Below are 22,867 nucleotides of genomic sequence, written 5' to 3' on the forward strand. Positions count from 1 at the left end.
CCGGTCAGGGCTTGACCAGCCCCTGCAGCACCGCCGGATTGCCGTCGCTCGCCACCGGCGTCACGCCCAGCAGCCGGGCGAGCAGCGGATAGACATCGACATTGGTGAAATCGGCCGAGGGGTGAAAGCCGCCGACGAAGGCCGGGCCGTTGGCGATGAACAAGGCCTGCATTTCGGGCGCCCGATCATCCCAGCCATGGTCGCCGCCGGTCACCGGCTTGGTCGGGGTCGTGTTCTGGAACACCCAGCCGGTTTCGGCCAGGCAGAAATAGGGCGGGATGCGGCGATGGGTGCCATAGTGGAAGCGCGCCGGGATCTCGCTCTTGCGCCAGCACTGCATATGCTCGCGCGGCTTGAACAGCGCGGCCTCCAGCGCCTTTTCCCGGCCAGGGTTGGCGACCAGGCTGGCATAAGGGCCGGCTTCGATCACGCGATAGTCGGCGGGGTCGGCGATCTTGTCGATCGGCAGCACGCGGTCATTCGCCTTGGCGGCCATGCCATGGTCTGAGAGGATGACGATATTGGCCGGCTGGCCCAGCGCCTTCAGGCCCGCGACCAGCTCGCCGATATGGGCATCGACGTCGCCAACCGCCTGGGTGGTTTCCGGCGCGGCCGGGCCGTTGATGTGGCCGGCGGTGTCGACCTCATCGAAATAAAGCGTGACGAAGCGGGGGCGGATGTCGGCCGGGCGACGCAGCACGTCCAGCACGCCGTTGACGCGCTGGGTCGGGCTGATCGCCTCGTTGAACTGCGCCCAGTCGCTGGGGCGCGATCCGCCGCTGATCGTATAGGGCCATTCGGCCGCCTTGGTGCCACCCCAGGCGACGTTGGAGCCGGGCCAGAACATGGTCGCGGTGCGGACGCCCTGCTTTTCGGCGGTGATCCAGATCGGCTCGGCCTCGTTCCACCAATAGGGATCGTCGCTGGCCATGGTGAACTTGTCCTTGGGCCGCCTGTCATCTTCCATATTATTGGCGACGATGCCGCTGCGATCCGGTCGGTCGCCGGTCACGATCGCCCAATGATTGGGAAAGGTCTTGGTCGGGAAGGAGGGGCGCATCGACGCTTCGGTGCCGCCGGCCGCCAGGGCGTTGAGATTGGGCGAGACGCCGCGGGTCAGATAGTCGGGACGGAAGCCGTCGATCGACACCAGGATGGTCACCGGCGCACGCTGCTCGGCCGGTGCAGCAGCGACGCTGGCAGGGCGCTGCTGCACCGGGGCGCAGGCGCCCAGAATGGTCGCAACGGACAAGGCAAGGGCAAGGGGCAGGCGGCGGACGGACATCGGCGACTCTTCGTTATTGTCTGGGAATGCCCCGCTGCTTAGCAGTCGGACGATGTCGGTAAAGTGACGAATGCTTCACGAAGGTGGCACGATATGGTCCGCGATTGCCATCCAGGCCTGCCGTTTGGCTTCACGCGACAGGCTGGCATAGGCCCCGCTGGAAGAAGGAAGGTCGATCAACGACAGATCGGACCCGCCCCCCAATTGTCGCCGGCCATGCAGGGCGGCGGTCTTGCCGTTGAAGGCGATTGCCTGCAGCGCCGGCAGGCGACCGACGAAAGCGGTGAGGTCGCGCAATTCCGCGCCGCGGATACTGCTGTCCAGGCTGCCGTCGCGGTCCGCGCTCTCGATCACGTCCCACAGGCCAACACCCCGTGCACGCAGTCTCTTGAGCTTCACCGCATAGGGCGCGCTGCGCAGATCCTCGCCCAGAACGTCACTCATCAATGCCCAGAAGGCATTGCCGCGATGGGCATAATATTCGCCCTGCTTGATGGAGGCGTCGCCGGGCAGGCTGCCCAGGATCAGCAGCCGCGTTTCCGCATCCACGCTGGGCGGGAAGGCGGCCTTGCGCTGCGCGGGCATCTGGCCGATGCGCAGCGCCATCGGATCAGACGTTGAAGCGGAACAGCATGATGTCGCCGTCCTGCGTCACATAATCCTTGCCTTCCGAACGCCACTTGCCCGCTTCCTTGGCACCGGCTTCGCCGTTGAACTGGACATAGTCGGCATAGGCCATGGTTTCGGCACGGATGAAGCCCTTCTCGAAGTCCGAGTGGATGGCGCCGGCGGCCTGGGGTGCCTTGCTGCCCTTGGCCACGGTCCAGGCGCGGGCTTCCTTCGGGCCGACGGTGAAGAAGGTGATGAGGCCGAGCAACTCATAGCCGGCGCGGATGATGCGGGCGAGGCCGGCTTCGGTCAGGCCCAGCGCTTCGAGATATTCGCCGCGTTCCTCGACCGGCATGGTGATGAGTTCGGCCTCGATCGCGGCGGATACAATGACGGCGCTCGCATTTTCGGCCGCCGCCTTCTCGAACACGCGGGCGGAAAAGGCATTGCCCTCGGCCGCGGCGCCTTCCTCGACATTGCAGACATAGAGGACCGGCTTGGCGGTCAGCAGTTGCGCCTGGGCGAACAGGCGGGCTTCTTCCTCGTCGCGCGGCTGGGTCAGGCGGGCGGGCTTGCCGTCACGCAGCAGTTCCAGCGTCTGGCCCAGAACCGAAGCGGCGGCCTTGGCTTCCTTGTCGCCCTGTGCGCCCTTCTTGAGCAGGTTGGGGACGCGCTTTTCCAGGCTTTCGAGGTCGGCCAGCATCAGTTCGGTCTCGACCGTCTCGGCGTCGGCGATCGGATCGACCTTGCCCTCCACATGGGTGATGTCGTCGTCTTCGAAGCAGCGCAGCACATGGACGATGGCGTCGGTCTCGCGAATGTTCGCCAGGAACTGGTTGCCCAGTCCTTCGCCCTTGGACGCGCCGCGCACCAGGCCGGCAATGTCGACGAAGGCAAGCTGCGTCTCGATGATCTTGGCGCTGCCGCCGATCTTGGCGATGGTCTGCAGCCGGTCGTCGGGCACGGCCACGCGGCCCTCATTGGGCTCGATCGTGCAGAAGGGATAGTTCGCCGCTTGCGCCGCCTGCGTCTCGGTCAGCGCATTGAACAGGGTGGACTTGCCCACATTGGGAAGCCCGACGATACCGCAACGAAAACCCATTTCCGAAACCTTTGAAGACGCGAATTGATGTTGCGTCCGCTAGCGCCTTCCTGGCGCCAAGGCCAGAGTTTCCGACCTCTCGATGATGGAAAAGCGCGTTCGGATGGTGGCATGCTGGGGATGCTAGAGCCTGATCCGATCATATTGGATCGGATCAGGCTCTGTTCGTCTTTTATTGTCCGCATTTTCCGAGCCAGCAGACGATTCCGTCTGCTTAGAAAATGCGCTGGGGGAATGTCCCCTATTGCGTCGACGGGATTTTGGCATAGGATTTTTCAAAAATAGGCGGGTTGCGCTGGTAATCGGGGAGACGATTATGACCATCGCAGCAAGACTTGATGCCGCACTTGGCAAGAATATCAATCAGATATGCGGAAACAAATTTCATGATCCGGCGGCGAATCACTGCGCCCATTTTGTTTCCCATATCTGTGATCTGAATTTTTCCTTTAACTGTAAACAATTTGCGGGTGGATCAAAGCCTGGTGCAAATATTCGCGTCCATGAAGTTTTTGCCCAATGTCCTAAGGTGGGGCGATGGGCCGACGCAGATCTGGGCAAGACGCAGCTGATTTTCGTAACGCTGGACAGCAATGTCGACATTGGCCGCAAGGAGATGGTCAATATCCCGCAGAAACATATCGGCGTCTATCATGGTGGGAAGGTCTATCATTATAGCAACACCGCCGATCAGGTGACGTCGGAATCGCCCGATAGCTTCTTCAACAAGTTCCAGGCGCTTTATGCCGGCAATCAGGGGCTATTCTATGGCTGGATACCGGGCGAAAATCTGATGCTCGATATCCAGTCGGAACCCCACATGGTCAGCGCCGACAAGAAATTCGAGCTGCCCGATCCCGTCGATGGCCGGTGGAAGGCCCGGCTGGTTGGCGAGCCCGATTTCTTCCTGGTCGGCAAGGAGATCAACGACGCCGTTCACAAATATCACGGCATCTATATTCCGGGCAGCAGCTATTGGGGCGAGCGCTACAGGGCCGAAGATTATCGGTCCAGCTTGCGGACATGGGCCACCCTGCTGGAAGTGACGGGCGCGTGCGAGAGCGAAAATTATTTCAACCTCGTCAATACCTATGACCGGGCGAAATTCACCTTTGGCTTCTATCAGCTCGCCGCACATACGCCGCAGGACAATCTGATCCTGATGTTCCACCGGCTGGCGGCGTTGCCCGACTTCAAGGGCTATTTTCCGGAGCTGGAGCTGCGCAACGGACGGCTGTTCAGGGTGGATGACAGCGGCGCGGCCACCGATCTGGAGCAGGAATTTGTCGCCAGCAACGGTGAGCGTCAGATCATGTTGTTCATGAACTATCTCAATCCCCAGCGGGTGCCGATCGACCGGCAGGAAGTGTTGCAGGCGGCGCGGCTGATCCACTGGACGGAGCATGATCCAGCGGCGCGGCTGGCGCAGGTACGGGCTGCGGTTGATATCCTCCAGCGCAAGATGTCGACGCGCTATGCGCAGAAACTGCCGCTCGACGGCAAGTCCGACATCATCTGCGCAATCGTGGCGGACATTTTCCACCAGGGGCGATCGACGTTCGCCGCAGTCAAGCCATTATTGAACAGCGCCAACCCGGTCGACGCCCTGTTGTCGGTCAACAATGCCGCCTGGAGCGGGCGTAACAACCGGCTGCGGGCGGCAATCAAGGTCGCCAAGGATGAGGAGCGGCTGGGGCAGAAACATTATTCCGCCGCAACCAACGAATTTGTCTGATTGGCTAGAGCATTTTCGAAGCAGATGGCATCATCTGCTGGCTCGGAAAATGCGGAAAACAAAAGAAAAATAGAGCGTGATCCGATTCAGTATGAACGGATTACGCTCTAGTGGCGGAAGAACAGGGTGACAGACGCCACATGATTGACGCGCTGGCGACTGCCGCCCTGGTCGATCAGCTGATTGAGATAACCGACCTCCATGGTCGACGCGCCGGGCAGGCCGATCTCGACGCCGGCAAAGCTGCGCAACTGGTCAAAGCCCTTGCGCACCCCCCAGTCGGTGTCGTTGAGGGCGAAGAAGACCTCGCCATAGACGAGCGCGTTGACCGCGTCGCTGCCGGGTTTCAGGGCATGTTCCACCCGCAGCATCTCGCGCAGCCGCCAACCCATGTCGCTGCCGTTGGAGCGCCAGCGTTGCTCCAGGCGGGTGCGCGAAGAAATTTCGGCATCCTTCGGCCGTGCCAGCGTCCAGCTCAATTGCTGGAAACTACGCTCCTCATTGACGTCCTTGCCACCTTCGATCGGCACCACGACATGGGCAAAGCCCTGATAGAGAGTGACGTCGCGAGAGAGTTTCCAGCCGATCGCTCCACGAAACAGTGCCTGGTCTATCCGCGACACGCCGTCGCCGATACGCGGCTGGATTTCGGCGAAATAGACCAGTTCGTCCTTGATCGATCCCATCGCTGTCAGGTTGACCCATAGCTGCTCGTCCTCGGTCGTGGCGGCCCGGGCAGGCAAGGCAACGATAGCAAGGCTGGCGGCGACGGCAAGGGATGTGAAACGCATGAAACCTCTGGCGGTGGAAAGCGATATGTCCACCGCCTTTAGGTTGCTGTCATTGCCATCCCGTTGCTGCGGGGTAAGCGATGGTGAACTGGTTCAGGTAATGACGCTGGGTTCATTCATGCCGGTATAGCCGGCAATGTCGGCCAGTTCCTGCGCCGCCGCAACCAGTGGGGCGAGAGCGTCGCTGGTCGCCAGCGTCAGATCGCCGTCCGGGCTGACATAGCGTTCAATATAGACCCGCAACGTCGCGCCCTCGGTGCCGGTGCCCGACAGGCGGAATACCACGCGCGATCCATCCGCGAACAGGATGCGCACGCCCTGGTTCCTGCTCACCGACTGGTCGGTCGGGTCGGTATAGGCGAAATCGTCGGCTGCCTTCACCGTGCCGCCGCTATTGCCGGTGCCGGGCAGGCTCGCCAGCTTGTCGCGCAGCGCCGCCATCAGCGCATCGGCCTTGTCCTTGGCGATCGCCTCATAATCATGGCGGGCATAATAATTTCGGCCATAGGTCGCCCAATGATCGGCCATGATGTCGATCACGCTCTGCTGGCGTGCGGCCAGGATATTGAGCCACAGCAAGACCGCCCAGATGCCGTCCTTCTCGCGCACATGGTCGGATCCGGTCCCGGCGCTTTCCTCGCCGCAGATGGTCGCCATGCCGGCGTCGAGCAGATTGCCGAAGAATTTCCAGCCTGTCGGCGTCTCGTAGAGCGGAATGCCGAGCTTTTCCGCTACCCGGTCGGCGGCACCGCTGGTCGGCATCGACCGGGCAATACCCTTAAGGCCGGCGGTGTAGCCGGGCGCGAGATGGGCATTGGCGGCCAGCACGGCGAGCGAGTCCGACGGCGTTACATAGCAATGGCGGCCGATGATCAGGTTGCGGTCGCCGTCACCATCCGACGCCGCGCCGAAGTCGGGTGCGTCGCTGGCCATCATCCGGTCATAGAGCGTCTTGGCATGGACCAGATTGGGGTCGGGATGGTGATGGCCGAAATCGGGCAGGGGAGTGCCGTTCATCACGGTGCCGGCCGGTGCGCCCAGCCGCTTCTCGAAAATCTCGGTCGCATAGGGGCCGGTGACCGCGCTCATCGAGTCGAAGGCGAGGGTGAAGCCGCCCGCGATCATCGCCTTGATCGCGGGAAAATCGAACAGGCTTTCCATCAGCGCGGCATAGCCCGCAACCGGATCCACGACCTCGACGATCATGTCGCCCATCTGGTTCGTTCCCAGCATGTCGATGTCGACATCGGCGGTTTCAAGAATGCGATAGCTGTCGATCGCCAGGGTGCGCGCGTGAATGGCGTCGGTGACCTTCTCGGGCGCTGGGCCGCCGTTCGACACATTATATTTGATGCCGAAATCCTCATCCGGTCCGCCCGGATTATGGCTGGCCGACAGCACCAGCCCGCCAAAAGCGCCGGACGAGCGGATCAGGTGCGAGGCTGCCGGGGTGGACAGGATGCCGCCCTGGCCAACCAGCACCCGGCCAAAGCCATTGGCCGCCGCCATTTTCAGGGCGATCTGGATGACTTCGCGATTGAGGTAGCGGCCGTCGCCACCGACGACCAGCGTCTTGCCCTCATAGCCCTCCAGGCTGTCGAACACCGATTGGATGAAATTTTCGGCATAATGGGGCTGCTGAAATACACGGACCTTCTTGCGCAGGCCCGATGTGCCGGGCTTCTGATCGTCGAAAGGCGTGGTCGCGATGGTCTGGATCACCTGTGTCCCCTGCTTTGCCTGATACATTATGGCGCCTCTATGGCGTGTCTGTGCTGCACTGCGCAATGCGGTTCACCGTGCTGGCGGTGCTGGCGAGCGCGCCAGAGGCGGACTGTCCCGCAATAGAGCGGTTAGGCATGGGCATTATCACTAATAGCAAGTTTCCAGGAAATCAGCATTTTAGTGACAGCTCGGTCCCTCATTTCGGGAGGTCTTATGTCTCGCTTGCCTGATTTTTTTGCCGGTGCGGCACTGGCCGCGGCTGCGCTTTCCCCGGCTTCGCGGGCCGATGCCTGTACGCGCGTCGTCTATCATGGCGCCAATGCGGATGTGATCACGGCCCGATCGATGGACTGGAAGGTCGATGTCGGCACCAACCTCTGGCTATTCCCGCGCGGAATTGCACGTAGTGGGGAGGCTGGCCCCAATTCGGTCAGATGGACGTCGCGCTATGGCAGCGTGATCGCCACCGGCTATGACATCTCGACCACCGACGGCATGAACGAGGCCGGGCTGACCGCCAATCTCCTCTGGCTGGTCGAGTCCGAATATCCCCATTATGACGGCAAGAAGCCCGGCATGAGCATCGCGATCTGGACCCAATATGTGCTCGATAATTTCGCTACCGTGACGGAAGCGGTAGACGCGCTATCGAAGGAAAGCTTCGTCGTCGTCACCGACAATATCCCGGGCGAGGAACGGCTCGGCACGCTCCACCTCGCCATATCGGATGCCTTGGGCGACAGCGCCATCTTTGAATATATCAAGGGCAAGCTTGTGATCCACCATGGGCCGCAATATCCGGTGATGACCAATTCGCCGATCTTCGACGAGCAACTGGCGCTCAACGCCTATTGGAAGGAGATTGGCGGCACCACCATGTTGCCGGGGACGAACCGCTCGGCCGATCGCTTCGCCCGCGCCTCCTTCTATGTCGATGCCATTCCCAAGAGCGAGGATGCTGTAACGGCATTGGCCAGCATGTTCAGCGTGATCCGCAACGTGTCAGTGCCACTCGGCATCTCGACGCCGGGCCAGCCCAACATCTCGTCCACCCGCTGGCGCACGGTTGCCGACCATAAGCGCAAACTCTATTTCTTCGAGTCAGCGATGACCCCGAACAGCTTCTGGGTGGATTTGAAGACGATCGATTTCGCGCCTTCGGGCAAGGTGAAGAAGCTCGACCTTGGCCCCAATCAGAGCAAGACCTATTCGGGCGAGGTCGGCGGCCAGTTCAAGGATGCGCCGCCGTTCAAATTCCTCGGTATCTGACCCAACGTCACTCTGCCAGCCGTAGAGCGACCTCGTTCATGAAGCGGGCGTCGTCATTCTTGGCCAGCCATTCCGCCTCGGCGCCGATGGCGCCCAGCATGTCGGCCAGCGCGTCCATCTCGCTCTTGTGGTAGTTGCCCAGCACATAGCCATGGACCTTGTCCTTGTGGCCGGGGTGGCCGATGCCCAGCCGCACGCGGCGGAAATCATTGCCGATATGGGCGTCGGTCGAGCGCAGGCCGTTATGGCCGGCATTGCCGCCGCCGCGCTTCACCTTGACCTTCATCGGCGCGAGGTCGAGTTCGTCATGGAAGACGGTCACGTCCTGCGGCGTCAGCTTGTAGAAGCGCATCGCCTCGCCGATCGCGCGGCCGCTTTCGTTCATGAAAGTGGCGGGCTTGAGCAGGATGATCTTTTCCGGGCCGATCCGCCCTTCCTGCGCCCAGCCCTGGAACTGCTTCCTGGGCGGCGAGAAGCGGTACATGTCGGCGATCAGGTCCACGGCCATGAAGCCGACATTGTGCCGGTGCATCGCATATTGCGGTCCCGGATTACCGAGCCCGGCCCAGATCTGCATGAACATCCTCCAGAAAAGCAAAACCCCGCCCGAGCTTGGCTCTAACGGGCCTAACTCGGACGGGGTTGAGCAACAACCTTGCGGCTAGGAAAGGCTTACTCGCCTTCGGCCTCAGCGGCTTCGCCTTCGGCGCTCTTGAGAGCCGAGGGAGCCACGATGGTCGCAATGGTGAAGTCGCGGTCTTCGATCGCAGCCTTCGCGCCCTTGGGCAGGGTCACGGCGCTGATGTGGATCGAATCGCCGACGTCAAAGCCCTTGAGGTCGACGACGACGTCGTCGGGGATCTCGGCGGCATCGACGACCAGTTCGACGTCGTGACGGACGATGTTCAGCACGCCGCCCTTCTTGAGGCCGGGCGAAGCGTCTTCATTCTCGAAGCGCACCGGGACAGCGACGGTCACGGTGGCATGTTCCGAAACGCGCAGGAAGTCGGCGTGCAGCGGACGATCGGTCACGGGGTGGAAGGCCACATCCTTGGCGAGGGTGCGGACGGTCTTGCCGCCGACTTCGACCATGATGACCGAATTGAAGAAGTGACCGGTGCCGAGCTGCTTGTTGAGGAGCTTTTCCTCGACGTGGATCGACAGGGGTTCTTCGTTCATTCCATAGATGACGGCGGGTACGCGGCCCTCACGGCGGAGGGCGCGGGAGGCTCCCTTGCCTGCCCGATCGCGTGCCTCGGCCGACAGCGTAAGCTGCTCGCTCATTGCGTGTCTCCAAAAGCAAATTTGATACATTTTCCCGCCACGCCTCCAGGGATGACCATCGCGGGAAGGCGGCCCTGTAGCAGAAAGCAGCGATAAAGCAAGTTTAGCGTTGGCTTATTGCACGCGCGTGACCTTGTAGCCCCTGGCCTTGAGCAGATCGATGAGATTGTCCTTGCCGGTGAGGTGTCCGGCGCCCACCGCGATGAAGGGGCGCCCCTTCAACCTGTCGACCGCGCCGACCCAGTCGCGATTGCGGGCGGTCAGGATCGCATCCTCGACCACCGGGTCGGGCTGCTCGCCATTCTGGTCCTCTTTCGCGATCGCCTCCATGTCGCCCTTGGCCCAGGCGGTCAGGATGCGATTATAGAGCGCCTTCATATCCTTGGCTTCGTGGATGGTCTGGATCAGCAGCTTGCGCTGCGCCGCTTCGGGCAGGCCGTCAAAGGCGGCGAACTGGCGCTCGACCGTTTCCAGCCCGCCGATAGGCCGCCCCTTGAAGGCGGCGATCAGCACCGGCTCGACACCATTTTCCTGGCTGACGTTCAGGCTTTGCTGTGACGCGGCGGACAGCAGCATCGCCGCCGCCCAGCTTTCATAGCCGGACAGCGCCTGCGCACTGGTGCCTCCCTCCTTCACGATCCGGTCCAGTTCGGGGCGCTCGCCAGCCGGAACCCGCGCGTCGAGCGCGGCCAGGCCGGGGCTGCGGCCCATGCTCTCGAACAGGCCCAGCGTCTTCTGCTGGTCCTGCAAGTCGGCGGCCTCCAGCACCAACTGGTCGGCATCCTTCCACGCCTGCTTGATCGTCGGCGTCTGCCAATCGACGCCTTCGGGCAGGACATGGATGGTGCCGAAGATCCAGCCGTCCAGGCCCGCGCGTTCGACCCGCCATAGCGCCGGTCCCTGTCCGGCCTCGACCTTGGGGGCAGGGGCCTTCTGTTCGCTGCTACAGGCGGCGATGAGGGCAAGGCCACAGAGAGCCAGAAAACGGATCATCCAGCTTTTCATGGCCTTATTCCCCCTGTTTCACACGCGCGCTGGCGATGCCCAGCGTCTTCAACTGATCCTGCACGCTACCCTTGCCGGCGAGATGGCCGGCGCCGACCGCGATGAAGACGGTGCCCGGCTGATCCAGCCGCGCCTTGATCCACTTGGCCCAATTGGCGTTGCGGTTGATCAGCAGCACCTGCGCCAGTTCCGGCGTGGCTTTCAGGGAATCGTTCATCTCGTCCGCCAGCTTTTCCGGCTGGCCGGTCCGCCAATGATCGAGCAGGGCGGCGAACTCGCTCTCCATCCCGTCCATGCCGTCGACCGTGGCGTTGAGGAACTGGACCTGTTGTGCCATCGGCAGGTCGGCGAAGAAATTGAGCTGTTGCTCCACCGTTTCCAGCGCGCCGACCTTCTTGCCCGCACTCTGGGCAGCGGCGCGCAAGATCTTCTCGGCGCCGATGTCGGACTGATAGCCCAGCTTTTGCAGGGGGGCGACCGACAGGATCATGCCCGCCATCCACGGATTGAAAGCCTCGAAGGATTGCCAGGGAACGCCGGCCGTCACCATCGCCGCGCGATATTTCTGCGCGGCGTCGGGCGCGAGGCGGGTCGACAGGGCGACCCGGTCGGTCGCCATCGCCTTGCCCGCCATCATCTGGCCCATGGCGCTCGGATCGTCGGGCTCGATGATTTCCAGCACCAGTTCGTCCGACGCATCGAACGCCTGCTTTACCCCGCCCTTGAACCAGTCGATCCCCGGCTTCAGCACATGGACGGTGCCGAACAGATAGATGGTCGTGTCGTCATCCTTCACCTGCCACAGGGCAGGGGCGACGTTGACAGCGATGTTGACAGGTTCGCGGGCGGCGACGGGCTGGGTCTGGCCCCAGGTGCCCAGCAGCAAAAGTCCCGCGGAGAGCCAGCGGGACGGGAAAGCGGTCAGTCTCATATCCCTTCCATGCGGGCGCCGGGCGCGCAGGGCAAGCGGCTTAACCCTGTTCGACGCGGCTTTTCCTTGACCCTTGGCCCGGCCTGCGCCAATGCGCGGCCGACCATAATCTGTCATTATTGCAAGGACCACCGGTGGCCGAGGGCAAAGCGCTTTCCTTCCAGGACCTCATTCTCACCCTGCACGCCTATTGGGGCAAGCAGGGCTGTGTCATTCTTCAGCCCTACGACATGGAAGTGGGGGCGGGTACTTTCCACCCGGCGACCACGCTGCGCAGCCTGGGGCCAAAGCCCTGGAACGCGGCCTATGTCCAGCCCAGCCGCCGCCCGACCGACGGCCGCTATGGCGAGAACCCGAACCGGCTGCAGCATTATTACCAATATCAGGTGATCATGAAGCCCAGCCCTGCAAATCTGCAGGAGCTGTATCTGGGCAGCCTGAGGGAAATCGGCATCGACCCGCTGGTCCACGACATCCGCTTTGTCGAGGATGACTGGGAAAGCCCGACCTTGGGCGCCTGGGGCTTGGGCTGGGAAGTCTGGTGCGACGGCATGGAAGTCACCCAGTTCACCTATTTCCAGCAGATGGGCGGCTATGACTGCAAGCCTGTCGCGGGCGAGCTGACCTACGGCCTGGAACGCCTGGCCATGTATATTCAGGGCGTCGACAGCGTCTATGACCTGAAGTTCAACGACCAGGGCGTCACCTATGGCGACGTGTTCCTGGAAAATGAGCGGCAGATGTCGAAATGGAATTTCGAGGTCGCCGACACCGAAAAACTGTTCCGCTGGTTCAAGGACTGCAAGGCCGAATATGACCAGTGCATCGCCAATGATGTGCCGCTCGCGGCTTTCGAGCAGGCGATCAAGGCGAGCCACACCTTCAATCTGCTGCAGGCGCGCGGCGTGATCTCCGTGCAGGAACGCGCCAGCTATATGGGCCAGGTCCGCGACATGGCGAAGGGTAGCTGCGAAGCGTGGATGAAGACCAACGGATGGACCGCCTGATGACCGATTTCCTCCTCGAACTGCGCTGCGAGGAAATTCCCGCGCGCATGCAATTGAAGGCGTCCGACGATCTGGCCCGCCTCTTCACCGAGGAACTGGCCAAGGCCGGGCTCAAGCCCGCGTCGATCGACAGCTTCGTCACGCCGCGCCGCCTGGCATTGATCGCCCGCGACCTGCCGCTGGAAACCGCGGCGGTCAGCGAGGAATTCAAAGGCCCCCGCACCAGCGCCCCGGCGCAGGCGCTTGAGGGATTCTTGCGCAAGACCGGCCTGACCCAGGATCAGCTTGAGGATCGCGATGGCGTGTGGTTCGCCGTGGTGAACAAGCCCGGCCGTGCCACTGCCGATGTGCTGGCGGAAGCCGTGCCGGCGGTCATCCGCGCCTTCCCCTGGCCCAAGTCGATGCGCTGGGGCGCGGCCAGCGCTACCACCGAAAGCCTGCGCTGGGTCCGCCCGTTGCAGGGCATCATCGCGCTGCTCGGCGGCGAAATCGTGCCGCTGTCGATCGAAGGGATCGAGGCTGGCCGCGAGACGGTGGGGCATCGCTTCCATTCGACCGGCACCATCAGCATCGACGGCGCCGACGACTATGCCGACAAGCTGCGTGCCGCCCATGTCATCGTGTCGCACCAGGAGCGTCAGGCGATCATCGAGGCGAAGGCCGGCGAGGCCGCTGCTGCCAAGGGCTATAGCGTGATCGAGGACAAGGGCCTGGTCGCGGAGAATGCTGGACTGACCGAATGGCCGGTGCCCTTGCTGGGCGATTTCGACCCGGATTTTCTTGAGGTTCCGCCTGAAGTCATTCAGCTAACCCTGCGTATTAACCAGAAATATTTCGTTCTGCGTGATGCAGGCGAAAAACTCGCCCCGGCCTTCATCTGCACCGCCAATATCGAGGCGAAGGACGGCGGCGTGGCGATCGTCGCCGGCAACCGCAAGGTGCTGGCCGCGCGCCTGAGCGACGCTCGTTTCTTCTGGCAGCAGGACCGCAAGACCCCGCTGGCAGAGCAGGCGAAGAAGCTTGGCCGCATCACCTTCCATGAGAAGCTGGGCACCGTCGCCGACAAGGTGGAGCGGATTGCCAAGCTGGCCGAATGGCTGGCGAGCGAAGGCATCGTGCCGAACTGCGATCCGGCGCTGGCGCGCCAGGCGGCGAAACTGTGCAAGGCGGACCTCGTCACCGAGATGGTCGGCGAATTCCCTGAACTGCAGGGCGTGATGGGCGGCTATTATGCCCGCGCCGAAGGCCTGCCCGATGCCGTGGCAGACGCGATCCGCGACCATTATAAGCCGGTCGGGCAGGGGGATGATGTCCCCACCGCGCCGGTCACGGTGGCGATCAGCCTGGCGGACAAGCTGGATACGCTGGTCGGATTCTTCGGCATCGAACAGGGGCCGACGGGGTCGAAGGATCCCTTCGCTCTCCGCCGTGCGGCGCTGTCGATCCTGCGCCTGCTGGAACAGAATAGCCTGCGCCTGAACTTGAAGAAGGTCCATGCCGAGGCCCTGAGGGATCACGTCTATCGCCATGTGTTCCTGAACACCAAGGCGTTGGCGGATGTCGATGCTCAGACGTTGGCCAAGTTCGGTTTCGATCCCGGGAAGGTGACCGATATCGAATGGCAGGCGGCCAATCTTGCACGACCGGAAATCAAGTCCTTTGTCGGCGCTTTCGCTGCATCGGACGTGCCCTTCCTCGACTTCTTTGCCGACCGCCTCAAGGTCCAGCAGAAGGAAGCGGGCGTTCGTCATGACCTGATCGACGCGGTGTTCGCGCTGGGGGGCGAGGATGATCTTGTCCGCCTGCTCGCCCGCGTGAAGGCGCTCCAGTCCTTCGTCGCGACCGATGATGGTGCCAATCTGCTCGCGGGCTACAAGCGCGCTGCCAATATCCTCAAGAAGGAAGGCGTGGAGCAGGCGGAGTCGATTTCGCTTTCCTATGAACCTGAAAAGGCGGAAGCTGATCTGATCGCTGCGCTCGACGCGGCGGAACCGCAGGCGGCGCAGGCTGTCGCGGCCGAGGAGTTCGAGGGCGCCATGGCTGCGCTCGCGACGCTCCGTGCGCCGATCGACGCCTTCTTTGAGACCGTGACGGTGAATGATGCTGATCCGGCGAAGCGCACGACTCGCCTCGCGCTGCTGGCGCGGGTCCGTGATGCAGTGCACAATGTCGCCGACTTTTCGAAGATTACAGGATAAGGAAACGAAATTCCAAAATCTGCGGGAAATATGCGAAGTTAAGCGGGATAAGTCCTATCCCCTGATGGTTTGAGCCGCTAATTGCGGCATTATTATTGCAACGCACAACTCGGCAATCAGTGCAGGGAGAGCCGGTATATGGTTATGACGGAAGAGGCCCAGATGAGCACCACTTCGACGCGCTATGTTTATCGTTTCGGCGGCGGCGTGAATGATGGGGGCAAGGGCGACAAGAATCTGCTGGGCGGCAAGGGCGCCAATCTTGACGGCATGGCCGCGATCGGCCTGCCGGTGCCGCCGGGCTTCACCATCACCACCGAAATGTGCACCCGCTATTATACCGATGGCGGCGTCTATCCCGAAAGCCTGAAGGCGGAAGTCGCCAATGGCATCGCCCATATCGAGGCGGTCACCGGCAAGAAGTTCGGTGACGCCGCCGATCCGCTGCTGGTCTCGGTCCGTTCGGGCGCGCGCATCTCGATGCCGGGCATGATGGACACGGTCCTCAACCTCGGCCTCAATGATGAGACCGTGCTGGGCCTGGCCACGGCCTCGGGCGACGAGCGTTTCGCCTGGGACAGCTATCGCCGTTTCATCCAGATGTATTCGGACGTGGTGCTCGAACTCGATCATGGCGCTTTCGAGGAAGCCCTTGAAATCGCCAAGGAAGATCAGGGCTACACGCTCGACACCGAAATGACCGCCGACGACTGGAAGGCGCTGGTTTCGGAATATAAGGCGCTGGTCGCCAAGCTGTGGAACAAGCCTTTCCCGCAGGATGTCGCCGACCAGCTCTGGGGCGCGATCTCCGCCGTGTTCGGTTCTTGGCAGGCGGACCGCGCCAAGGTCTATCGCCGCCTGAACTCGATCCCCGGCGACTGGGGCACTGCCGTCAATGTGCAGGCGATGGTGTTCGGCAATATGGGCGACACGTCGGCCACTGGCGTTGCCTTTACCCGCGATCCGGCGACCGGCGAGAACGCCTATTATGGCGAATATCTCATCAACGCCCAGGGCGAGGACGTCGTTGCCGGCATCCGCACCCCGCAATATCTCACCCTTCAGGCGCGCGAGCGGGCAGGGGCCAAGCCGCTGTCGATGGAAGAGGCGATGCCCGAAACCTATGCCGAACTGGCGCGGGTGTTCGACATCCTTGAAACCCATTATCGCGACATGCAGGACATCGAGTTCACGGTGCAGCAGGGCAAGCTCTGGATGCTCCAGACCCGTTCGGGCAAGCGCACCGCCAAGGCCGCGCTCAAGATCGCGGTCGACATGGCGAACGAGGGCCTGATCACCGAGGAAGAAGCCGTCGCCCGCGTCGATCCCGCCGCGCTCGACCAGCTTCTGCACCCCACGCTCGATCCCAAGGCGCCGCGCGACGTGCTGACCAAGGGCCTGCCCGCCTCGCCGGGCGCGGCCAGCGGCCTGATCGTGTTCGATGCCGACACCGCCGAGCGTCGCAACGAACTGGGTGACGCGGTCATCCTGGTCCGCGTCGAAACCAGCCCGGAAGATATTCACGGCATGCACGCGGCCAAGGGCATCCTGACCGCGCGTGGTGGCATGACGTCACATGCCGCCGTGGTGGCGCGTGGCATGGGTCGTCCCTGCGTCTCGGGCGCGGGCAGCCTGTCGATCGACAATGCCAACAAGATCCTGCGCATCGGCAGCCGCGAACTGAAGGAAGGCGACATCCTGACCATCGACGGCGCCACCGGCGAAGTCATGGCGGGCGAAGTGCCGACCGTTCAGCCCGAACTGGCCGGTGACTTCGGCATCCTGATGGAATGGGCCGACAAGGTTCGTCGCCTCAAGGTGCGTGCCAACGCCGAAACGCCGCAGGACTGCAAGGTCGCGCGCGAATTCGGCGCCGAAGGCGTGGGCCTGTGCCGTACCGAACATATGTTCTTCGACGCGGCCCGCATCACCGCCGTGCGCGAGATGATCCTGGCCGACAGCGAGAAGGGCCGCCGCGTCGCGCTCGACAAGCTGCTGCCGGAGCAGCGCGACGATTTCGCGCAGATCTTCATGGTGATGGCCGGCCTGCCCGTGACCATCCGCCTGCTCGATCCGCCGCTGCACGAATTCCTGCCGCATGGTGAAGCGGAGTTCGAGGAAGTGGCCAAGGCTGCGGGCGTCGGTGTCGACGCGCTCAAGCGTCGTGCCGCCGAACTGCATGAATTCAACCCGATGCTGGGCCATCGTGGTTGCCGTCTGGGCGTGACCTATCCCGAAATCTACGAGATGCAGGCGCGCGCCATCTTCGAAGCCGCGCTGATCGTGAAGCAGCGCAGCGGTGAAGCGCCGATCCCCGAAGTCATGATCCCGCTCGTTGCGACCCGCAAGGAACTGGAACTGATGAAGGCGATCGTCGATCAGGTCGCCAAGGATGTCTTCGCCGAGCAGGGCGCATCGGTCGACTATCTGGTCGGCACGATGATCGAGCTGCCGCGCGCGGCGCTGAAGGCTGGCGAGATCGCCGAGGTAGGCGAATTCTTCTCCTTCGGCACCAACGACCTCACTCAGACCACGATCGGCATCAGCCGTGACGACGCGGGCCGCTTCCTGACGCAATATGTCGACAAGGGCATTTTCGCCCGCGATCCGTTCGTCAGCATCGATGTCGAGGGCGTGGGCCAACTCATCGAACTGGCGGCCGAGCGCGGCCGCGCGACCCGCCCCGGCATCAAGCTGGGCATCTGCGGCGAACATGGCGGCGATCCGGCCTCGATCGCCTTCTGCGAGGCGACCGGCCTCGATTATGTCTCGGCCTCGCCCTATCGCGTGCCGATCGCCCGCCTGGCCGCGGCGCAGGCCGCGCTGGCGAAGAAGTAAAAGCGGAAGGGGCGGGGGAAACCCCGCCCTTTTCAGTTCAGGCCGATCCGGTGAGGCGGCTCAGCAGGCCGGGCTTTTCGCCACGTTCCAGATTGTTGGCCTGAGCGCGCCAATCCTCTTGCGTGATCGTGCCCGGCCTGAGCCCCAGTCGCGCCTCAAGTATAGCCTCCTGCTCCGCATTCAATGCCGCGATCTGGCTATAGCGGTGATAGCCCGCCTCGTTCAGCGTCACTTCCTGGGTCTGGGTGATCCCGTTGATCCGGCTGAGATCATCGCGACCGTGCACGCCGCCCGCCACCGCTGCTGCCGTGCCCGGCCCGATCGGCGCGGATTGCCGCTCCAGTTCGGCGATGCGTTCATTGGCCGCTGACAGCCGGACATCGCGATCTCGTATCGCATGGTGGTGGGCGCTCTGTTCGTCACGCCACAGGCGCTTATATTTGCCCCTGCCGCTCATCATCAGGCCCAGAACCAGCCCGAGCAGCAGCGCGACCAGCAGCAACGCGATTTCATTGGGTGTGAAGCTCATATCGGCATCCTTTCCAAGGTCGAAACGATCGGTTGGGCTGGAAGTTGCCGAAATCCCCAATGGTTCGGGAATTGTCGAAGAAAGTGAAAGAAAAGGCTTGCCAGTGCCGCCGGACGCTTCTAACAGCGCCACTCCAACGCACCCGTAGCTCAGCTGGATAGAGCATCAGACTACGAATCTGAGGGTCGGACGTTCGAATCGTTCCGGGTGCACCATTCTCCTTATCCTATGATAACCAACGGTTTTTCGCCGTTGATTGGCTGATTGACCGGCTGCTTGGAACGGAGAAGATTTCCCATGTCGCCGTGCTGATGATAGTCTCCGGATGCTTTTTGGCATTCAGGGGATATCATGGTCTGGGTCGCACGCTTTCTTCTATTGATCCCTTCGCTGATCGCCGGATGGTTCGTTTCGACGGAAGATCCCCGCTATTGGGTGATTGCCCTGGCGATCGGCTTGACCTTTCTCGCTCTGGGCATTGTTGCGGCTATCTATTTGCCGGCGCTGCATCCTTGGCCACGCAAGAAGCGATAATTACGGCAGGCGCAAATCCCGAAAATTGGGCGTGCGATCGGTCATCTTGTCATAAATTTCACATCGATGCTTTTAGGGGTTGCCAGATCATTCTGGCCCTTCTATCTGCGCCTCCACAACGCACCCGTAGCTCAGCTGGATAGAGCATCAGACTACGAATCTGAGGGTCGGACGTTCGAATCGTTCCGGGTGCACCACTTTCCTTCGGTAATGAACGGGCTGGAAAATCTTAGGATTTTCCAGCCCGTTGGTGTTTAGGCTTGGGTGGATCGGCGCAGGGCGAGTGCCACAATCGCATCGATATCCAGATGGGTTTCCAGTTGCGCGGCGATGGCGTCGAGGGCCATGTCGACGGATCGGTCATAGTCGACGCTACCGGCTTCCACGCCGATGCGTGCCAGCATCGCGGCACGCATCGCGCCGCTTGCCAGCAAGCCATGGACATAAGTGCCCATGACCCGCCCATCGGCACTGACTGCGCCATCGGGTTGACCATCAATCCGGGCGAAGGGACGCATGCAGTCCATGCCTGACGTTTCGCCAATATGCATCTCATAGCCGGTGAAGGGCGCGCCCAGGGCAACGCCATCGACCTGCACCAGCCTTTTGCCCGACGTCAGGCGCGTCTCGACATCCAGCAGGCCGAGCCCCTCGATCATCCCGGCCGGTCCCTCAATCCCTTCGGGATCGATAATATGCCGGCCCAGCATCTGATATCCGCCACAAATGCCAAATATCGCGCCACCCCGCCGATGATGAGCAAGAATGTCGATATCCCAACCCTGGGCGCGCATCGCGACCATGTCTGCGATCGTTGCCTTGGAACCGGGCAGGACGATCAGCGCCGCTTCGGACGGGATCGGCTGGCCTGGCGGGATCATGCGCAATTCGACGCCGGTATCGAGCTTCAACGGGTCGAGATCGTCAAAATTTGAGATGCGCGGCAAGATCGGGCACGCGATAAGCGTGCGCGCGTGATGGGTGGGAGCCGCTCGCTCCAGCACCACAGCATCCTCGCTGGGCAGGCGGGTGGTTTCATCGAGCCAGGGGACCACGCCAAAGCCGCGCCAGCCCGCCAGCGTTTCGATCTGGCGATAGCCGTCCTCGAACAAGGTTGGATCGCCACGGAATTTGTTGATCAGGAAGCCATGGATCATGGCTGCGTCGGCGGGATCGATCACCGCCTTGGTGCCGACGATGGCGGCGATCACTCCACCCCGATCGATATCGCCGACCAGAAGGACCGGGACATTGGCGGCACGTGCAAATCCCATATTGGCGATGTCGCCGGCGCGCAGGTTGATTTCGGCTGGTGAGCCCGCGCCTTCGACGACGACGATGTCGCATTGCGCTTTCAGGCGCTCATAGCTTGCCAGTACGGCGCCAAGCAACTGGCCGCGCGCCGCGCGAAAATTCCCACTGCCCAATCTCCCGCGCACCTGGCCATGGACAATCAACTGCGATGTCCGGTCGGCCTGTGGCTTGAGCAGCACCGGGTTCATATCGGTATGCGCGACCACTCCGCAAGCGATCGCCTGCAGGGCCTGCGCCCGGCCAATCTCGCCGCCATCGACGGTGACTGCCGCGTTATTCGACATATTCTGGGGTTTGAACGGGCGGACATTGTAGCCACGCCGCACCAGTGCACGGCACAGCCCCGCCACCAGCACCGACTTGCCGACGTCCGACCCCGTTCCCTGCAGCATGATCGCGCCCATGGCCCGTTCCTGCAGGCTGGCGGCAGGGATGGCAAGTGCTGTCCCTGCAGGCGGGCGATCAGGCCTGGATGGTCAAGCGACCAGCGTTGGCATGCCGCAGCGCATTTGATGCACTTTGACCGATGCCGTGCCCAACTTGACGCCGAGCAGTCCGGTGACGTTGTTCAGCAGGCCATCGAGAATAGGTGCCGTTGTGCCCAGCAACCCGGCAACGGGTGAAATAAGCGGGCTTAGCGGGAGAGGGATGCCCGCCAGGGTCACTGTGACCTTGGTCTGGTTTGCCAGGCTGGCTGCCAGGCCCTGGGTCAGGTCCTGTGTGCTGACCATCTTGGCTTGCTGCGCGGCGATGTCGCCTGGTGTGAACAGCACATTCTGCGGCGTAACCCCGCCAAGGGCGATATTGGCATAGCCGCTGACCTGCGTGAGCGAACCAAGAACGGACGCCATGACCACCGGACGCGGATTGGCCGGGATTGAGAAGTTGGTCAGCGCGGCATTGTCAACCTCAGCCAGGGCGGCCGTGCCGATCGACGGCGTGACCGCCAGGGTGACGCCGCGATTGAGGGCTGCCTGATCGCAGACGACATCGGAAAGGCGGGCTTCGGCCGACGCCAATTCGACATAGAGCGGGATGCGCAGGTTCGCGATGCCGGACAATGCCGTGCCGACCTTACTATCCAGATAGATGCGGGTCTGCGCCGTGCGGAGCACGACATTCTTGTCGTTCGTGATGCTGATCATCGGCGTGCTGGTCTGGCCAGTGCCGGTGACCATCGTCAGGCGGGTGCTGGTGAGGCCCGGCACGTTCAACGTCAGGTCGATCGGAACGGCTGTCCCGGCCGGCGGACTCAGCACCATGCGCAGCATCGAGAAGGCATCGAGCAATAGGCTCGGTTGGCCGGTGGAACTGCCCGTGCCTTTCATCGGTCCCAGATCCACGATGTCGCTGAGCTTCACGGTTTTACCCGGTACTTTGCCTGCCATGGTCCGCAGGACGCCTGCGGTGCTGCTATTATCGGCTGTGTCGGCGATCGCCCCGATAATGTCGGATAGGGGGATGTTCGCGCCGAACAATTCACCATAGGCGGCGTCATTGCGGCCTGTCCGTACCTTCAGAGCATCAGCGAAATGGAGCAGGTCAACATTCAGGCTGGCAAGTCCCTGATAGTCCATGACGCTCAGGTTAAGCTCGGTTCCTGCAAGTGCAGACAGCAGCATATTGGGCAAGCCGCCGCTGAGTGAGGCGAGCCCGGTGCCCAAGGAGAAGGCCGCCGCATCGGACCGCGCAGCCGTCGCATGCGCCCGAACATCGACACCGTCGCGGCCGACCAGCAGTTTGGCGAAGAATAATGGCGCATGCCTCTGTACTTCCACCCGGGTGGCGTTCGCACGGGCATCGCCGGCGATGAAACGATTGGCGATGGGTACGCTGGTGTCGGAGGCATAATAGCCATTGTCGACGGTGATCAGCGACAATGCGTTGACGCCGCTCTTGGTCAGCAACTGTTCTGCGGCCGAGCGGCCGCCACCGCTGGCGGCGATCGCAGCGGCATCGGCAATGCCCTGCAACTGGCGCTTGGCCAGATAGACAGAGCCCAGGTCAACCGCCACCGTTGACGCGCCGGCCAGCATGAACAGCGCTCCCGCCAGCAGGACGCTGATGCCGCCGCGGTGATCCTGACGCAGCCTTTTCATCATGGTGCCCGAACCTTTCATGAGGCGATCCTGACAATCGCGCTGCGCTGTATCTGCGAAGCGGGGAGTGGGAATGGCGCAGCGGCAAAGAAGGGCGCATTGGTGAGGCTGTAGGTCAACGTCACCGTGTAATAGCCCGAATTGGCAGAGGCGGTGACACCGATGCTCTGAGCGCCTGGCAGTGGGAAGGAGCTGCGGCTTATGGCCACGCTCTGATCCACCAGGGCGCGTCGTTCGGTATCGTTCAATCCGGCAATGGCGGCGCGGGCGGCCTCATTGGCGGCCTGTTGCAAGGTGTGCGCGGTCATGAACCAACTGCCGTAGAGCAATATGCCCAGCAGCAGGGCAATCATGAGAGGCAAGGCAAAGGCCGCTTCGACGAGGACGCTGCCCCGCTCGCTACGAAGCAGAGTCGTCCCTCGCGGGGCGGGGCGTGTTGGCCAATGGAGAAGCGTGTTTCGCATGCTTCTCAGATATGTCCGCAGCGATCAAAAAGCGGTTCGCGGCGTTGTCGATCGGTTTTGCGCGATTTGCGTAAATCTATGCAGTGCTTTTAGGGGATTTTGGACGTTTCGCTGTGGAACGGCGGGGCGATTTCCGGATCTGTCCGTT

Annotated in this window: 20 protein-coding genes and 2 tRNA genes; 8 read left to right on the top strand and 14 right to left on the bottom strand. The window is 62.4% G+C overall.

The window, feature by feature from the left end; genetic code table 11:
• Positions 1-4: 4 nt before the first annotated feature.
• The 4 genes from PMI04_RS10940 to PMI04_RS10955 form a co-directional block, all read right to left on the bottom strand.
• A complete protein-coding gene (locus tag PMI04_RS10940; RefSeq protein ID WP_007704561.1) occupies positions 5-1,285 on the bottom strand; it encodes an ectonucleotide pyrophosphatase/phosphodiesterase in 1,281 nt (426 codons plus the stop codon).
• Positions 1,286-1,360: 75 nt separating this feature from the next.
• Positions 1,361-1,891: a DNA-deoxyinosine glycosylase gene (locus PMI04_RS10945; protein WP_007704564.1), complete on the bottom strand. Its 531-nt coding sequence runs from the start codon at positions 1,889-1,891 to the stop codon at positions 1,361-1,363.
• A gap of 4 nt (positions 1,892-1,895) precedes the next feature.
• Positions 1,896-2,996, bottom strand: a complete 1,101-nt coding sequence (gene ychF / locus PMI04_RS10950) for a redox-regulated ATPase YchF (protein ID WP_007704566.1) — start codon at positions 2,994-2,996, stop codon at positions 1,896-1,898.
• A 241-nt stretch (positions 2,997-3,237) separates the two neighbouring features.
• Positions 3,238-3,411 carry a hypothetical protein gene (locus tag PMI04_RS10955; protein WP_238535867.1) on the bottom strand — a complete coding sequence of 58 codons (174 nt, stop codon included), beginning with the start codon at positions 3,409-3,411 and terminating at the stop codon, positions 3,238-3,240.
• Between the two features lie 114 nt (positions 3,412-3,525).
• On the opposite strand from PMI04_RS10955, the gene PMI04_RS10960 reads away from it, so the two are divergent.
• A complete protein-coding gene (locus PMI04_RS10960) occupies positions 3,526-4,731 on the top strand; it encodes a hypothetical protein (protein ID WP_238535868.1) in 1,206 nt (401 codons plus the stop codon).
• A gap of 107 nt (positions 4,732-4,838) precedes the next feature.
• Here the strand turns inward: PMI04_RS10960 and PMI04_RS10965 are convergent, their stop codons facing one another.
• Positions 4,839-5,522, bottom strand: coding sequence for a DUF2490 domain-containing protein (locus PMI04_RS10965; protein WP_007709328.1), 684 nt, complete (start codon positions 5,520-5,522; stop codon positions 4,839-4,841).
• A gap of 93 nt (positions 5,523-5,615) precedes the next feature.
• The gene (locus PMI04_RS10970) at positions 5,616-7,244 is read right to left on the bottom strand and encodes an alpha-D-glucose phosphate-specific phosphoglucomutase (RefSeq protein WP_037486326.1); all 1,629 of its coding nucleotides are present in this window, start codon (positions 7,242-7,244) and stop codon (positions 5,616-5,618) included.
• Positions 7,245-7,460: 216 nt separating this feature from the next.
• On the opposite strand from PMI04_RS10970, the gene PMI04_RS10975 reads away from it, so the two are divergent.
• Positions 7,461-8,516, top strand: coding sequence for a linear amide C-N hydrolase (locus tag PMI04_RS10975; RefSeq protein WP_007709330.1), 1,056 nt, complete (start codon positions 7,461-7,463; stop codon positions 8,514-8,516).
• A gap of 7 nt (positions 8,517-8,523) precedes the next feature.
• Here the strand turns inward: PMI04_RS10975 and pth are convergent, their stop codons facing one another.
• From pth to PMI04_RS10995, 4 genes are all read right to left on the bottom strand, one after another.
• Positions 8,524-9,093 carry an aminoacyl-tRNA hydrolase gene (gene pth, locus PMI04_RS10980; protein ID WP_007709331.1) on the bottom strand — a complete coding sequence of 190 codons (570 nt, stop codon included), beginning with the start codon at positions 9,091-9,093 and terminating at the stop codon, positions 8,524-8,526.
• Positions 9,094-9,188: 95 nt separating this feature from the next.
• Positions 9,189-9,800, bottom strand: a complete 612-nt coding sequence (locus tag PMI04_RS10985; RefSeq protein WP_007709332.1) for a 50S ribosomal protein L25/general stress protein Ctc — start codon at positions 9,798-9,800, stop codon at positions 9,189-9,191.
• A 114-nt stretch (positions 9,801-9,914) separates the two neighbouring features.
• Positions 9,915-10,805 (bottom strand): TraB/GumN family protein, encoded by an 891-nt coding sequence (locus tag PMI04_RS10990; RefSeq protein WP_007709333.1) that lies wholly within the window; start codon positions 10,803-10,805, stop codon positions 9,915-9,917.
• Positions 10,806-10,809: 4 nt separating this feature from the next.
• On the bottom strand, positions 10,810-11,736 hold the full coding sequence (locus tag PMI04_RS10995) for a TraB/GumN family protein (RefSeq protein ID WP_007709335.1): 927 nt from the start codon (positions 11,734-11,736) through the stop codon (positions 10,810-10,812).
• 134 nt (positions 11,737-11,870) lie between these two features.
• Here PMI04_RS10995 and PMI04_RS11000 point away from each other — a divergent pair, with 134 nt between their 5' ends.
• The 3 genes from PMI04_RS11000 (at position 11,871) to ppdK (ending at position 17,779) form a co-directional block, all read left to right on the top strand.
• Entirely contained in the window at positions 11,871-12,743 is an 873-nt protein-coding gene (locus tag PMI04_RS11000) for a glycine--tRNA ligase subunit alpha (protein ID WP_004207307.1), read from the top strand.
• Positions 12,743-14,941 (top strand): glycine--tRNA ligase subunit beta, encoded by a 2,199-nt coding sequence (glyS, locus tag PMI04_RS11005; RefSeq protein ID WP_007709338.1) that lies wholly within the window; start codon positions 12,743-12,745, stop codon positions 14,939-14,941. The genes PMI04_RS11000 and glyS overlap by 1 nt, the downstream gene beginning before the upstream one ends.
• 138 nt (positions 14,942-15,079) lie before the next feature.
• A complete protein-coding gene (gene ppdK, locus PMI04_RS11010; RefSeq protein WP_007709340.1) occupies positions 15,080-17,779 on the top strand; it encodes a pyruvate, phosphate dikinase in 2,700 nt (899 codons plus the stop codon).
• Positions 17,780-17,816: 37 nt separating this feature from the next.
• Here the strand turns inward: ppdK and PMI04_RS11015 are convergent, their stop codons facing one another.
• Positions 17,817-18,308 (bottom strand): hypothetical protein, encoded by a 492-nt coding sequence (locus PMI04_RS11015; RefSeq protein ID WP_007709342.1) that lies wholly within the window; start codon positions 18,306-18,308, stop codon positions 17,817-17,819.
• A 138-nt stretch (positions 18,309-18,446) separates the two neighbouring features.
• On the opposite strand from PMI04_RS11015, the gene PMI04_RS11020 reads away from it, so the two are divergent.
• The 3 genes from PMI04_RS11020 to PMI04_RS11030 all read left to right on the top strand — a co-directional run bounded on the left by PMI04_RS11020 (position 18,447) and on the right by PMI04_RS11030 (position 19,039).
• Positions 18,447-18,523, top strand: a tRNA-Arg gene (locus tag PMI04_RS11020).
• Between the two features lie 136 nt (positions 18,524-18,659).
• A complete protein-coding gene (locus PMI04_RS11025) occupies positions 18,660-18,842 on the top strand; it encodes a hypothetical protein (RefSeq protein WP_007709345.1) in 183 nt (60 codons plus the stop codon).
• A gap of 120 nt (positions 18,843-18,962) precedes the next feature.
• Positions 18,963-19,039 (top strand) — tRNA-Arg (locus PMI04_RS11030).
• 57 nt (positions 19,040-19,096) lie between these two features.
• Here the strand turns inward: PMI04_RS11030 and PMI04_RS11035 are convergent.
• The 3 genes from PMI04_RS11035 to PMI04_RS11045 all read right to left on the bottom strand — a co-directional run bounded on the left by PMI04_RS11035 (position 19,097) and on the right by PMI04_RS11045 (position 22,719).
• Complete coding sequence (locus PMI04_RS11035; RefSeq protein WP_007709348.1) at positions 19,097-20,560, bottom strand: cobyric acid synthase; 1,464 nt, start codon at positions 20,558-20,560, stop codon at positions 19,097-19,099.
• Positions 20,561-20,632: 72 nt separating this feature from the next.
• Positions 20,633-22,276 carry a TadG family pilus assembly protein gene (locus PMI04_RS11040; RefSeq protein ID WP_007709350.1) on the bottom strand — a complete coding sequence of 548 codons (1,644 nt, stop codon included), beginning with the start codon at positions 22,274-22,276 and terminating at the stop codon, positions 20,633-20,635.
• Positions 22,273-22,719 carry a TadE/TadG family type IV pilus assembly protein gene (locus PMI04_RS11045; protein WP_007709351.1) on the bottom strand — a complete coding sequence of 149 codons (447 nt, stop codon included), beginning with the start codon at positions 22,717-22,719 and terminating at the stop codon, positions 22,273-22,275. Before PMI04_RS11045 ends, PMI04_RS11040 begins: the two co-directional genes overlap by 4 nt.
• Between the last annotated feature and the right edge of the window lie 148 nt (positions 22,720-22,867).

Origin of the sequence: Sphingobium sp. AP49, assembly GCF_000281715.2 — a bacterium.
Classification (GTDB): Bacteria; Pseudomonadota; Alphaproteobacteria; order Sphingomonadales; family Sphingomonadaceae; genus Sphingobium.

Excerpts from the sequence above, each read along its gene's own strand:
- PMI04_RS10990 (WP_007709333.1), bottom strand. The coding sequence starts at position 10,805 with ATGAAAAGCTGGATGATCCGTTTTCTGGCTCTCTGTGGCCTTGCCCTC.
- PMI04_RS11040 (WP_007709350.1), bottom strand. The coding sequence starts at position 22,276 with ATGAAAGGTTCGGGCACCATGATGAAAAGGCTGCGTCAGGATCACCGC.
- ppdK (WP_007709340.1), top strand. The coding sequence starts at position 15,080 with ATGGTTATGACGGAAGAGGCCCAGATGAGCACCACTTCGACGCGCTAT.
- PMI04_RS11045 (WP_007709351.1), bottom strand. The coding sequence starts at position 22,719 with ATGCGAAACACGCTTCTCCATTGGCCAACACGCCCCGCCCCGCGAGGG.
- pth (WP_007709331.1), bottom strand. The coding sequence starts at position 9,093 with ATGCAGATCTGGGCCGGGCTCGGTAATCCGGGACCGCAATATGCGATG.
- PMI04_RS11015 (WP_007709342.1), bottom strand. The coding sequence starts at position 18,308 with ATGAGCTTCACACCCAATGAAATCGCGTTGCTGCTGGTCGCGCTGCTG.
- PMI04_RS10940 (WP_007704561.1), bottom strand. The coding sequence starts at position 1,285 with ATGTCCGTCCGCCGCCTGCCCCTTGCCCTTGCCTTGTCCGTTGCGACC.
- PMI04_RS10975 (WP_007709330.1), top strand. The coding sequence starts at position 7,461 with ATGTCTCGCTTGCCTGATTTTTTTGCCGGTGCGGCACTGGCCGCGGCT.
- PMI04_RS10955 (WP_238535867.1), bottom strand. The coding sequence starts at position 3,411 with ATGGGCGCAGTGATTCGCCGCCGGATCATGAAATTTGTTTCCGCATAT.
- PMI04_RS10965 (WP_007709328.1), bottom strand. The coding sequence starts at position 5,522 with ATGCGTTTCACATCCCTTGCCGTCGCCGCCAGCCTTGCTATCGTTGCC.
- PMI04_RS10985 (WP_007709332.1), bottom strand. The coding sequence starts at position 9,800 with ATGAGCGAGCAGCTTACGCTGTCGGCCGAGGCACGCGATCGGGCAGGC.
- PMI04_RS11025 (WP_007709345.1), top strand. The coding sequence starts at position 18,660 with ATGGTCTGGGTCGCACGCTTTCTTCTATTGATCCCTTCGCTGATCGCC.
- PMI04_RS10995 (WP_007709335.1), bottom strand. The coding sequence starts at position 11,736 with ATGAGACTGACCGCTTTCCCGTCCCGCTGGCTCTCCGCGGGACTTTTG.
- PMI04_RS11035 (WP_007709348.1), bottom strand. The coding sequence starts at position 20,560 with ATGGGCGCGATCATGCTGCAGGGAACGGGGTCGGACGTCGGCAAGTCG.
- ychF (WP_007704566.1), bottom strand. The coding sequence starts at position 2,996 with ATGGGTTTTCGTTGCGGTATCGTCGGGCTTCCCAATGTGGGCAAGTCC.
- glyS (WP_007709338.1), top strand. The coding sequence starts at position 12,743 with ATGACCGATTTCCTCCTCGAACTGCGCTGCGAGGAAATTCCCGCGCGC.
- PMI04_RS10945 (WP_007704564.1), bottom strand. The coding sequence starts at position 1,891 with ATGGCGCTGCGCATCGGCCAGATGCCCGCGCAGCGCAAGGCCGCCTTC.